Source organism: Haloarcula amylolytica (assembly GCF_049705545.1).
GTDB classification, from domain to species: domain Archaea; phylum Halobacteriota; class Halobacteria; order Halobacteriales; family Haloarculaceae; genus Haloarcula; species Haloarcula amylolytica_B.
The window spans coordinates 340,778-353,148 of sequence record NZ_JBNAMU010000001.1 but is presented as its reverse complement, the minus strand read 5'-3'; the positions used below and the strand labels follow the sequence as shown (position 1 = coordinate 353,148).

The 12,371-nt window shown below is 62.7% G+C and carries 11 protein-coding genes; 4 read left to right on the top strand and 7 right to left on the bottom strand.

What is annotated here, in order from left to right; all coding sequences use genetic code 11:
* The first annotated feature begins 34 nt into the window (after positions 1 to 34).
* Complete coding sequence (locus ACOZ4H_RS01885) at positions 35 to 2,545, top strand: DEAD/DEAH box helicase (protein WP_424327714.1); 2,511 nt, start codon at positions 35 to 37, stop codon at positions 2,543 to 2,545.
* Between the two features lie 8 nt (positions 2,546 to 2,553).
* Here ACOZ4H_RS01885 and ACOZ4H_RS01880 read toward each other — a convergent pair whose 3' ends face one another.
* Positions 2,554 to 3,378, bottom strand: a complete 825-nt coding sequence (locus ACOZ4H_RS01880; protein WP_424327713.1) for an Sjogren's syndrome/scleroderma autoantigen 1 family protein — start codon at positions 3,376 to 3,378, stop codon at positions 2,554 to 2,556.
* A 127-nt stretch (positions 3,379 to 3,505) separates the two neighbouring features.
* On the opposite strand from ACOZ4H_RS01880, the gene mdh reads away from it, so the two are divergent.
* Positions 3,506 to 4,420 carry a malate dehydrogenase gene (mdh, locus tag ACOZ4H_RS01875; protein WP_424327712.1) on the top strand — a complete coding sequence of 305 codons (915 nt, stop codon included), beginning with the start codon at positions 3,506 to 3,508 and terminating at the stop codon, positions 4,418 to 4,420.
* 120 nt (positions 4,421 to 4,540) lie between these two features.
* On the opposite strand, the gene ACOZ4H_RS01870 is transcribed toward mdh, so the two are convergent.
* The 4 genes from ACOZ4H_RS01870 to ACOZ4H_RS01855 form a co-directional block, all read right to left on the bottom strand.
* Positions 4,541 to 4,666, bottom strand: a complete 126-nt coding sequence (locus ACOZ4H_RS01870; RefSeq protein WP_424327711.1) for a hypothetical protein — start codon at positions 4,664 to 4,666, stop codon at positions 4,541 to 4,543.
* 133 nt (positions 4,667 to 4,799) lie between these two features.
* Positions 4,800 to 5,486 carry an OapC/ArvC family zinc-ribbon domain-containing protein gene (locus ACOZ4H_RS01865; protein ID WP_424327710.1) on the bottom strand — a complete coding sequence of 229 codons (687 nt, stop codon included), beginning with the start codon at positions 5,484 to 5,486 and terminating at the stop codon, positions 4,800 to 4,802.
* Positions 5,486 to 5,869 carry a DUF2073 domain-containing protein gene (locus tag ACOZ4H_RS01860; protein WP_004517591.1) on the bottom strand — a complete coding sequence of 128 codons (384 nt, stop codon included), beginning with the start codon at positions 5,867 to 5,869 and terminating at the stop codon, positions 5,486 to 5,488. The genes ACOZ4H_RS01865 and ACOZ4H_RS01860 overlap by 1 nt, the downstream gene beginning before the upstream one ends.
* A gap of 4 nt (positions 5,870 to 5,873) precedes the next feature.
* A complete protein-coding gene (locus ACOZ4H_RS01855; protein WP_004590329.1) occupies positions 5,874 to 6,515 on the bottom strand; it encodes an Era-like GTP-binding protein in 642 nt (213 codons plus the stop codon).
* 917 nt (positions 6,516 to 7,432) lie between these two features.
* Here ACOZ4H_RS01855 and ACOZ4H_RS01850 point away from each other — a divergent pair.
* Entirely contained in the window at positions 7,433 to 9,001 is a 1,569-nt protein-coding gene (locus ACOZ4H_RS01850; RefSeq protein WP_424327709.1) for a Cdc6/Cdc18 family protein, read from the top strand.
* A gap of 72 nt (positions 9,002 to 9,073) precedes the next feature.
* On the opposite strand, the gene ACOZ4H_RS01845 is transcribed toward ACOZ4H_RS01850, so the two are convergent.
* On the bottom strand, positions 9,074 to 9,727 hold the full coding sequence (locus ACOZ4H_RS01845) for a S26 family signal peptidase (RefSeq protein WP_424330325.1): 654 nt from the start codon (positions 9,725 to 9,727) through the stop codon (positions 9,074 to 9,076).
* A 128-nt stretch (positions 9,728 to 9,855) separates the two neighbouring features.
* Complete coding sequence (locus ACOZ4H_RS01840) at positions 9,856 to 10,566, bottom strand: S26 family signal peptidase (protein ID WP_424327708.1); 711 nt, start codon at positions 10,564 to 10,566, stop codon at positions 9,856 to 9,858.
* 88 nt (positions 10,567 to 10,654) lie between these two features.
* On the opposite strand from ACOZ4H_RS01840, the gene ACOZ4H_RS01835 reads away from it, so the two are divergent.
* On the top strand, positions 10,655 to 12,223 hold the full coding sequence (locus ACOZ4H_RS01835; RefSeq protein WP_424327707.1) for a DNA-directed DNA polymerase II small subunit: 1,569 nt from the start codon (positions 10,655 to 10,657) through the stop codon (positions 12,221 to 12,223).
* The last annotated feature ends 148 nt before the right edge of the window (positions 12,224 to 12,371 follow it).

Below are 12,371 nucleotides of genomic sequence, written 5' to 3'. Positions count from 1 at the left end.
ACCCTTAACCACCGCGGGGCCGAACGCGTGGGTAATGGCGACCACCGACGCCGGTGGCGAGCACGTCGAACGCCCGCTGGTGACGCCGGAGTTCCTGGAGAACCGCCGCTACCAGACTGAACTGGCGGAGACGGCGAGCGCCGGCCACACGCTCGTCTGTCTTCCGACCGGCCTGGGCAAGACGACTGTTTCGCTGCTGGTGACCGCCGAGCGACTCGACGCCGTCGGCGGGAAAGCGCTCATGCTGGCCCCGACGAAGCCGCTGGTCCAGCAACACGCCGAGTTCTACCGCGAAGCGCTGGAACTGGACGACGAAGATGTGGTCGTGTTCACCGGTGAGGTCCGACCCGACGACCGGGCCGCCCTCTGGGAGGACGCCCGCATCGTCATCGCGACGCCGCAGGTCGTCGAGAACGACCTCGTCGGCAACCGCATCTCCCTCGCCGACGTGACCCACTGTACCTTCGACGAGTGCCACCGGGCGACCGGCGACTACGCCTACAACTACATCGCCGACCGCTACCACGCCGACGCCGAGAACCCGCTGGTGACGGGGATGAGCGCCTCCCCCGGCGACGACGAGGAGGCGATACTCGAAGTGTGTGAGAACCTCGGGCTTAGCGAGGTCGCGGTGATGACCGAAGACGACGCCGACGTGGCGGAGTTCACCCACGACACCAGCGTCGATTGGAACCGCATCGAGTTGCCCGACGTCGTCGTGGAAATACGCGACGCCATCAACGCGGTCATCGAGGACCGCCTGGAGCAGTTGCGGGAACTCGGCGTCACGAAGAAATCCTCCGCGGACATCTCCGAGCGCGAGATTCAACAGATACAGGGGCAACTGCGGGACCTGATGAACAACGACCAGAGCGAGGGGTACCAGGGGATGAGCCTGCTCGCCGAAATCCGCAAGCTCCGGACCGCCGTCACGTACGTCGAGACCCAGAGCGTCGAGTCCCTGCGGCGGTACTTCGAGCGGCTGAAGGAGGCCGCCCGCTCCTCGGGCGCGTCGAAGGCCGACCAGCGCCTCGTCAGCGAGCCGAAAGTCCGCGAGGCGATGCGGAAGGCCAGCGACTACGACGACCTGCACCCGAAGTTCCGCCAGACCAGGATGTTGCTCGCGGAGACGCTGGGCATCGAGAACGGCGAGCGCGTCATCGTGTTCACCGAATCGCGGGACACCGCCGAGACGCTCGTGGACTTCCTCTCGGACCACTTCACGACCCAGAAGTTCGTCGGCCAGAGCGACACCGACGGCAGCGAGGGGATGACACAGAGCCAGCAACAGGAGACGCTCGACCGGTTCCGGGACGGCGAGTTCGAGGTGCTCGTCTCGACGTCCGTCGCCGAGGAGGGGCTGGACGTGCCGGAAGTCGATCTGGTGCTGTTCTACGAGCCGGTGCCGACCGCGATCCGGGCCATCCAGCGGAAGGGCCGAACCGGCCGACAGGCCGAGGGCCGCGTCGTCGTCCTGCTGGCCGAGGACACCCGGGACGAGGCGTACTTCTGGAAGGCCCGCAACGACCAGAAGCGGATGAAGCGCGAGCTGAACGAACTCAAAAGCGTCGCCGGCGAACTGGAGGCCCGCCTCGACCAGACGGGTCTCGACGAGTACGAAGGAGAGGGCGGCGACGGCGCATCCGATACCGAAGGGACCGCTTCGAGTGGAACCGACAGCGGAGAAACCGCCACACAGCGGTCGGGTTCCACTGGAAACAGGAGGGGTAGCGCAGCTAACAAGTCAATCGATGAGAACGACGGCGGCGACGGCCAGGCCGGACTGGACGCCTTCGCCGAAGACCGGTCGAAAGCGGCCGATAGCGACGAGAGAGCAGGAGAGGAGGGGAGTAACGGGACGGTCGCCACCGCCGGACGCGACGACGAGGACGATCCCGTCGAAATTGTCGCCGACCAGCGGGAACTCGATTCGACCATCGCCCGGGACCTCTCGACGCGGGACGGTATCGAGACCCGACTCGAAACGTTGGCCGTCGGGGACTACGTCCTCTCGGACCGCGTGGTCGTCGAGCGCAAGACCGTCGCTGACTTCATGGACACGCTGACGGGCGGCGACCGGTCGATGTTCGAGCAGGTCGGCGACGCCACCCGCCACTACGGTCGGCCCGTCGTCGTCATCGAGGGCGAGGACCTCTTCGGCGCACGCAACGTCCATCACAAGGCGATTCAGGGGGCGCTCGCGTCGCTGGCGGTCGATTTCGGCGCGAGCGTCCTCCGGACCAGCGACGAGGACGAAACCGCCGACCTGCTGGAAGTCATCGCCGGACGGGAGCAGGAGACGGCCGACCGCGAGGTGAGCGTCCACGGCGAGAAACAGTCCAAGACCCTGTCAGAGCAACAGGAGTACGTCGTCGCTTCAATCGCCGAGGTCGGGCCGGTGACCGCGCGCACGCTGCTTGAGCACTTCGGTAGCGTCGAGGCGGTGATGACCGCCGAAAAAGACGACCTGCTGGAAGTGTCCGGGATCGGCGACGTGACCGCCGACCGGATCCGGGAAGTCATCGCCAGCGACTACGACCCGTAGCGTTCCATTCAGAACCGCGCTGCATCCAACGCTTCCGCCGCTTCTCGGGCTGCCTGGAGATGTTCACGAGCCTCGCGTGGGTTCTCGGTCGCGGCCGCACGCTCGGCAAAGCGGTGGGCAGTCTCGGCCAGCAACGCCGACGCTGCATCCATATTTGCCGCGATGTCGTCGGTGTTACTGTCGGACGCCGCAGTCTGTCGAGCGGAAACAGGGGGGTTCTGTGTCTCTGTCCCAAACGGCTGGTCGTCCGCAGTCTGGGAGTCAGGTTCCGGGGAAGTGCCCGTTTCAGCGGTCTGTGGCGCTGGCTCAGAGTTGGCGGGCTGCTGGGCCGGCCGGTCACCCCTCGCTTCGGGTGGAGCGGCTGGGTCGTTCGTCGACGATGCTGCTTCGGACGCAGCGTCGGGTTGTGATTGTGAAGGTGTACCCGCCTGAGCGTGTGCACTGTCCTGCTGGGTGGGTTCGTCCGTCGTGTCCGCCGCACTCTGGGCTGCCGCTTCGTCAGCATCGCCGAACTGAACGCGGGCCTCGTTGCTGGGGTCGGCGACTTCGATCTGGTCGCCGTCGTCGGCCTGGCCCTCCTGTTCGTCAGCGTCCGTCGCCTCCGTGCCGTTGGCCTGCGTGTCGCGAGCGACCGGCTTCTGACAGGTCGGGCAGAACTCCTGGCCGTCGTAGCGGAAGATGGGGTCGCCACACTCGCTGCAGTGGGCGTTCGTCATCGTCGCACCCTTCAACAGGAGTTCGCTCATCTGCTCGGTCGCCGCCCGGTTGTCTTCCTCCTGTTCGAACTTCTCGCGGAGTTTCTCGCGTTCGGCTTCCTTATCGAAGTCGCTCATACGTGTCACAACGCCACGGGGCTGAAAACAGTTTACGGGTGCGAGACGTCGATACTGCCTGAACGATGACCGGCGGAATCGGGGTTTCGACACGTTTAACGTTCGCGCCCGAGCCTTTGCGAATGGTATGACAAAGGTAAGCGTAGTCGGCGCAGCCGGAACGGTCGGCGCGGCCGCAGGGTACAACATCGCGCTTCGTGACATCGCTGACGAAGTCGTCTTCGTGGACATCCCGGACAAGGAAGACGACACGGTCGGGCAAGCCGCTGACACGAATCACGGTATCGCCTACGATTCGAACACGCGTGTCCGTCAGGGCGGCTACGAGGACACCGCCGGCTCGGACGTCGTGGTCATCACGGCCGGGATTCCCCGCCAGCCCGGCCAGACCCGTATCGACCTCGCTGGTGACAACGCACCGATCATGGAGGACATCCAGTCCTCGCTGGACGAGCACAACGACGACTACGTCTCGCTGACCACGTCGAACCCAGTCGACCTGCTCAACCGCCACCTCTACGAGGCCGGCGACCGCTCGCGCGAGCAGGTCATCGGCTTCGGCGGCCGCCTGGACTCCGCGCGGTTCCGCTACGTGCTGAGCGAGGAGTTCGACGCGCCAGTTCAGAACGTCGAAGGGACGATTCTCGGGGAACACGGCGACGCACAGGTCCCCGTGTTCTCGAAGGTCCGCGTCGACGGGACCGACCCCGAGTTCAGCGACGACGAGAAGGAGGCGCTGCTGGGCGACCTGCAGGAATCGGCGATGGACGTCATCGAGCGCAAGGGCGCGACCGAGTGGGGGCCGGCACGCGGCGTCGCGCACATGGTCGAAGCCATCCTCCGCGACACCGGCGAGGTGCTGCCGGCCTCGGTCAAGCTCGAAGGCGAGTTCGGACACGACGACACCGCTTTCGGTGTCCCGGTCCGTCTCGGGAGCAACGGCGTCGAGGAAATCGTCGAGTGGGATCTCGACGACTACGAGCAGGACCTGATGGCCGACGCCGCCGAGAAGCTCTCCGACCAGTACGACAAGATCTCGTAACCCGGTATCGATCGCGACCGTCGGATTTCGGGACGGAATCTGTCCCGAGCTGTTTTTTTCCTTAGCGGTGTGATAGACGTGGCTGTAACTGTGAGTGGCGCTCCCTGACGAACCGTACCGTTACGCGGGTTCGTCCTGGTCGTCAAGCAAGTCGCTGTCGCGCCCGTCGTCGTCGATATCAGCACCGAGGAGTGACGCCCACTCTTCGAGGTGTGAGTTCGATTTCGAGAGTTCTCGGTGGCTCATGGCGTTATCGGAAGAATCCACGGCATATTATATAATGGTTGTGCCCGCGTTGATACTCAATGCTGTGTGTAGCCGTTCTACAGCGTAATTCGGGACTACCGAATGAACGAAAGCGGGGATACGGCGGAGTCTGTCATTCGGAACGGATGGTTTCTGGGACCTGTATCGAGTAGTGCCCGTCTTCCTGCAGCGCGATGATGTACTCCTCGCGGTCGTACAGTTCCATCAGATTCAGTTCGTACTGGCCGGGCTCCAGTACCTTGATCGACTCGAACTGGTCATTGAGCTCTGCGCGCAGTTCCTCCAGGTCGGGACGGTCCTCCTGCTCTGGTTCCGCCGGTGGATCGGGGTCCGCACCGACAGGACGGAACTGGTGTTCAGATTCAGACGCCGACGGGACATCGGATGGGAGTTCGTCTGGCTCGACGACATCACCGCGGGCACTGGCCTGGGCCGAATCCTCGGTCGCCGACGTACGGTCGGGTTCGGTTGACGGCGAGTCGGGAGTGCGGGATGGGTCATTCGGTTGTGAGTCAGCTGACCGGTTGCTGTCGAGGCGCGACTGTTCGGCGGGACGGTCCCCGTCCGCGGCGGAGCCACTGACGAAGTCACGCACCGATGCGGCGGTCTTGCCGACGGTCCGGGCGACAGTGCTGTCGGGTCCCGGTGGTTCCGGTGGCTCCGCATCCGGCGTCTCGGAGATATCGGTTCCCTCGGGCTGATACTGGAACTTGTTCCCGCCGCAGTTGGGACAGCCCGAGAGCATCTCCTTCGACCCGTCGTCGAAGCCACGGCCACAGTCCGTACACTGGTGAGGCATTATTTCCGGGAGACGAGAGCGCTGATGAGCGTTTCGTCCTTGTGGAGCGTCTCTATCTGGTTCGCCGGCCCGATGACCGTCAGTTTCTGTGTGGACTGTTTGCCCATCAGCCGGTCGAGGATGCTGGCGTCGGCAGCCTCGGACTTGGGGTAGGTCTCGATTTCGATTCCGTTGAACTCGTCCGGGCTGATTTCGGTCATCGTGACTTCGATCAGGCGGGACTCCTCGTCGGGGGAGAGTCCCTCTTCGAGGATGACGATGTTACCGTCACGAACCCCGTCGAGTATCATCCGGATCTTCTCCATCGAGGCCAGCCCAGCCATGCGTTCGCCGCTGATGAGGTCGATCTGGACGCCGTCGTCTGGGTCTTTGACTTCTGCCATTATATCACCCGAAGTACTCCGCGATTTTGTCGTAGACTTCGTCCATGTTGTCGCCCTCAAGCGCCGACAGCGGAATCGTCTCGTGCTGGGGGTAGGCGTTTCGGATCCGCTGGACGGAGGACTCCTCCAAGTCGATCTTGTTTGCAAGAATCAACACCGGAAGGTCCTGGCTCTCGATGATCCCGATGAGCATGGTGTTGACCTGCGTGAACGGGTCGGTTGCTGAGTCCAGCACGTAGATGACGCCGTCGACGTCCTCACGGAGCCAGTGCATCGCTTCGGCGACGCCCTCAGTCGCTTCGCGGGAGCGACGGACGGCGTCGTCTTTCTCCATGTCGTGTTCGAGGAATTCGGTGTAATCGACCTTCGTCGTCACGCCCGGCGTGTCGACGATGTCGATTGTCACTTTCTTCCCGTCGCGTTCGATCTCGACGTTCTCCTTTCGGCGCGCACGACGAGTCTCGTGGGGAACGTGACTCTCCGGACCGACGGCGTCGCCGGTCCAGTCGCGTGCGATACGGTTCGCCAGCGTCGTCTTGCCGGCGTTCGGCGGGCCGTAGATCCCGATGCGTTTCGGATCCTCTTCGGAGAACAGCGTCGATGCCGCGCGTGAGATGCTATCTTTGAGGTTTGTTAACAATCCCATCCTATCCTCCCGCCGCCCGGAGTCGTCCGGTATGGCGGCTCTGCCCGTAAAAGATAGGCGAATTCACTTAAGCCTACGTCAGACATTAGTGATATCGCTGACACGATAAGACATAGCACATATCGGCGTATGGGCGTTGCCACGGGTACGGCTGGAGGGGCGGTGTTCGGATGGAGCCCGGCCGTCCGAGACTGAGCGCGTCGATGAGATATCCTAGCCCCCCACCCCTTCGTTTCAAGTGGAACGGCACATACCCCTGGGGAGGGGTGGGAGAATTGCAGGTCGAATCGGGAGCGGACCAGTTGTTCAGATCGGTGCGACTCGTGATTACACTAGCTAGAGCGGCCTAGACACTAGAAAACGAGTTCTAAACCCTACTAGCTATTTGTTTTACCCAGTACGGGTTTGGTTTATGAGTTATTGTATTAAATCTTTCCCTCTCACTAGGGGATATCATCGACTCCCTCACCCCCTCCCCCGGGTCTGTTTCGCGTTCCACCGGAAACGAAGGGGTGGGGGGGTTGCCCATTACGGTGGGTTCGTCCCGTCGGTCCTGTCTCTTCTTGATTCTCATGTCTATCTTCAAACTGTGTCACAGCTATCGGATGTGCACCGTAGCTCACCCTCCACCCTTCATCCCCTGTATCATGCCTGCACTGTCCCCGTAGCACTGAACTCATAGCGCTCTTTATCAGAACAGTTCACATTCGCCAGAACCAATCAATACAGCGACATGTATCTTTCATGGGTGGTGTACCGAAATATTTAATATCTGCTCACGGTACGGTTCATGTGGTTCAACTGGACGCACCGGAGAGCGCTGATGCTCACTAACGGCGGCACTGACGCACTCCTCGCTCCCTCTGTTCCGGTGTCTCCAACTCTCTCCACACGAAACGAAGGGGATCCTCTCGACTATGACTGACGAAAGCGACAACTCGCCCCCGGAATCCGATCCGTCGACGGCAGAGACGTCGAACGACGCCGACGGGCAGCTTGACGTCGAAACGGACACCGGGACATCGACTGGGCCGTCCGATCTCGATGACGTCATTCTCGACAATCTCGATGCCGGATCCGACGACCCCTCCGACGAAGCGTCCCGCGGCCTGTTCGACGACCTTCTCGAAGGGGAACCTATTTTCGAAAACAAGGAGGTCCTTCGCCCCTCGTATACCCCGCACAAACTTCCCCATCGCGAGGAGCAGATCAACAATATGGCGACGATTCTCGTCACTGCCTTGCGTGGTGACACCCCGTCGAACATCCTGATTTACGGGAAGACGGGAACCGGGAAAACCGCGTCCGCGAAGTTCGTCAGCGAGGAACTCGAAACGACCTCACAGAAGTACGAGGTCCCCTGCGAAGTGGAGTACATCAACTGCGAGGTGACCGATACTCAGTACCGCGTGCTGGCACAACTCGCGAACAAATTCATCGACAAGAACGTCAAGCTCATCGACGACCGCATCGCCGAACTCGAAGACATTCGGTCGCGCGCACGCGAGAACACCGCCGCTGCACTCGAAGAGACGGCCTTCGACTCTCTCGACGACATCGAAGCCGAAATCGAATCGCTGGAAGCAGACAAGGCGGAGTTCGAGGAAGTCCCGATGACGGGGTGGCCGACAGACCGGGTCTACAGTTCCTTTTTCGACGCCGTCGACTACCACGAGCGCGTGGTCGTCATCATGCTCGACGAGATCGACAAGCTCGTCGAAAAAAGCGGTGACGATACCCTGTACAACCTCTCCCGGATGAACTCCGAACTGGAGAACTCCCGGGTCTCGATTATGGGCATCTCGAACGACCTGAAGTTCACCGACTTTCTCGACCCCCGTGTCAAGTCCAGCCTCGGCGAGGAAGAGATCGTCTTCCCGCCCTACGACGCGAACCAGCTCCGGGATATCCTTCAGGCGCGCTCGGACGTAGCGTTCAAAAGCGACGCACTCACCGAGGACGTCATCCCGCTGTGTGCGGCTTTCGCCGCACAGGAACACGGTGACGCCCGTCGCGCGCTCGACCTCCTCCGAACCGCCGGCGAACTCGCCGAACGTGACCAGACGGACAACGTCCTTGAAGACCACGTCCGACAGGCCCAGGAGAAGATCGAACTCGACCGCGTCGTCGAGGTCGTCCGGACGCTCCCCACGCAGTCGAAGATCGTCCTCTTCGCCATCATCCTCTTGGAAAAGAACGGCGTCCACAACATCAATACCGGCGAGGTGTTCAACATCTACAAGAACCTCTGTGAGGAGATCGACGCCGACATTCTGACACAGCGCCGCGTCACCGACCTCATATCGGAACTGGACATGCTCGGCATCGTCAACGCCGTCGTCGTCTCGAAGGGCCGGTACGGCCGGACCAAAGAGATCTCCCTGTCAGTTCCGACCGAAGAGACGGAGGCGGTGCTCTTGTCGGATTCGCGGCTCGGCGATATCGACGACGTCCAGCCGTTCGTCCAGGCCCGGTTCGACAACTGACCTGTGAATTGTATCGGCGCTCGACAGTATCTCCTGTTCCAGGTGAAACGGTCCCTTTTCGAGTGATACGAGCTATCCGGCCGCGGTCGCGTTCACGGCTGTCGCTTCTGTCTCGCTCGTCACCGCCGGTCCCGTCTTGTCCGTCACCGGGTCCGTTGCTCCGGCCTGGTTCCACTGGAGTCGAACCTGCCCCAGCAACGGAACCCGTATCTCCGCGGTGCCGACGACCCAGCCGGGTTTGACCGGTTCGCTGATTGGGCTGGAGCCGACCTGATCGTACCGGCCGTTGTTGTCGCCCTTGGTGATGAAGCCGGCGTGGTCGGCCGGACAGGAGGTAAGTTCCTCACAGTTGTCCGCACTCCCGATGTAGTTCTCGTTCGCGCGGTCGTACCAGTTCTCGCCTTCTTCGACCCACAGCATCGCCCGATGGATGATCGGCGTCTGTCGGCCGTTGCCGTCGGGTTCGTACACGATAACGTCGCCCGGGCGCTGGAACTTCCGATAGCTGTCGTCGTTCGCTGCGGTGACAACACCGTCGTGATCTCCCGGGCCGGAGAACCGCTCCTCTTCCATCACGAACACGAGGTCGCCTTCCTTGATATGGGGGTCCATGCTCGGGCTTTCGATAGCGACGAGTGGGGGCCACACACCACTGACAGCGAACAGCAACACCCCGACAAGCAGGACTGAGCCGGCGCTACTGACGATATCGGTCACGTACATCATACCACCCGGTCCCTCGGTTTCGTCCTCGTCCGACGACCGACGGTCTGGCCCGGCCATTCGTACCACGAATACTCGGAGGCAACCAATCAACTTTCTGTTGTCGGACCGAACGCTATTTTCCGATTTGGTCAGGCTGCCGCTGGTGCTGAAGCTTCTGTGGCCGGCATCGACGCTGACGTGCGCCATAGCTGGGACGGCTGGACCCGAACGTATCCGAGACGCGGGATTCGGAAGGTACCGGTTCCGACGACCCACTCCGGGCGGACAACGGTGCTTGCTCCGGTGACCTGATCGTATCTACTGTTGGTTACTTCGTTGTCACCCTTCGTGATAAACCCGGCATGCGGTGCCGGGCAGTTCCGGAGGTCGTCGCAACTGTCCGCGCTCCCGACGTACTCCCGGTTCGCGCGGTCGTACCAGTTCTCGCCGGCATCGACCCACAGCATTGACCGGTGGATGATCGGCGTTCGCTGCTCGTTACCGTTGGGTTCGAAGACGATCACGTCCCCGTGCTGCTGAAAGGTCCGATACCCGGTTTCTGCCCCGACCGCTGCCGTTACAACGCCGTGACGGGCCTCCTGTCCCGAGAAGCGCTCCGCGTCCATGACGAACACCATATCGCCGGTGTCGATGTGTGGCTCCATGCTCCCGCTTTCGATGGCGACCAGTGGCGGCCACACCCCACTGACAGCGAACAGGAACGCGCCGACGAGCACGACCGCCCCGACGCTCGTGCCGATGTCACGGACGTACAGGCCGAAACGAAACCCAGAGCTGGCCTCCACAGGTCCGTCTGTGCCGTCTGGAGGCGTGCCGTTGGTTGATTCGTCCCGGCTCATCCTACCTCGGATTGCCGACAGTGGCGTATCAATCTTGTGACGGCTGTCGGTCCGCTATCCTTTTGCCCGCAGACACTGAGTGTGGAACGTGCCTTTGGAGACGCCGGCACGCATCGTCAGCGAACTCGCGAGCCGCGGCTACAACGCGGAGCGCGAGGCGGTGACTCGGATCGCCGACACCTCAGATCCATCGGCGACGCTGGAACGCGCACTCGAAACCCTCCCCGATGAAGCGCTGAAGCTGACAACCGACCACGTCGAATCTGTGGTTGAAGCGACAGAAACCACCGAGAGCCCGCCGAATACAGAGCCGAACTCTGGAGACGAGACCGCCGGCTCTCCGACCGGATCACACCCCCCAGTTTCAACTGGAACGAACGCAGCCACCTCGACCGAACCGGGTGCGTCCGTTCCACCTGAAACGGGGGGGTCACGGGACGTGGACACATCCCTCCGAGCTATCGAAGTCGCGAACGACATGACCGGCCAGTCCACCGGGACTGGGGAGTACTCGGACTTCGTCGCGGTGTTCCGGGACCGCTACGAGAAACTGGCGAGCAAGCTGCGCGGCAGAGTGAACCACCGGCCGACCGACGCTATCGAGAACATGGGCGGCGGCAGCGACGCCGCGCTGATCGGGATGGTCTCTGACATCCGTTCGACCGCCAGCGGGCACTGGCTGGTCGAACTGGAGGACACGAACGGAACCTTCCCCTGTCTCGTGATGAAAGACCGTCCCATCGCCGACCTTGTCCAGCAGTTGCTCATGGACGAGGTCATCGCCGTCGAGGGGACACTGGCCGACGACGCCGGCATCTTGTTCGTGGACTCGCTGTACTTCCCGGACGTGCCCCGGACCCACAGCCCCTCGACCGCCGACCGCCACGTCCAGGCGGCGCTCATCTCCGACGTTCACGTGGGTAGTCAGGAGTTCATGGAGGACGCCTGGCACCGCTTCACCGACTGGCTCCACACCTCCGAAGCCGAGACCGTCGAATACCTGCTCATCGCCGGCGACATGGTCGAGGGCGTCGGCATCTACCCCGAGCAGGACGAGGAGCTGGACATCATCGACATCTACGACCAGTACCGCGCGTTCTCGGAGTACCTCAAGGAAGTTCCGGGCGACATGGAGATCCGGATGATTCCGGGCAACCACGACGCCGTTCGACTGGCCGAGCCCCAGCCCGGCTTCGACGAGGAACTCCGGGACATCATGACCGCCCACGACGCCCAGGTCCACTCGAACCCCGCCCTGGTCACTGTCGAGGGCGTCACGGTGCTGATGTACCACGGCGTCTCGCTGGACGAGGTCATCGCCGAGCTCCCCGACGAGGAGGCCAGCTACGAGGAGCCCCACAAGGCGATGTACCAGCTCCTGAAGAAGCGCCACGTCGCGCCCCAGTACGGCGGCCACACCAGGCTTGCCCCCGAGGACCGCGACTATCTGGTCATGGAGGAGGTCCCGGACGTGTTCCACACCGGCCACGTCCACAAGCTCGGCTGGGGCGAGTATCACAACGTCGTTGCGCTGAACTCCGGGTGCTGGCAGGCCCAGACCGAGTTCCAGAAGAGCGTCAACATCGACCCGGACGCCGGCTACGCCCCGATTCTGGACCTGGATACGCTTGAGATGACGGTCCGGAAGTTCTCCTAACCCACCTTTTTGCTGCGAGGGGTGTCCTCGGCCGCGGAGCGGCCTGCGGGCACCCCCCCTTGCAAAAACGTGGGCGAAAAAGGCCGGTCGCTCACTGCGTTCGCGACCGGGGAAACCGCGCGCCGCCGGCGCGCGGTATGCTTGTCAG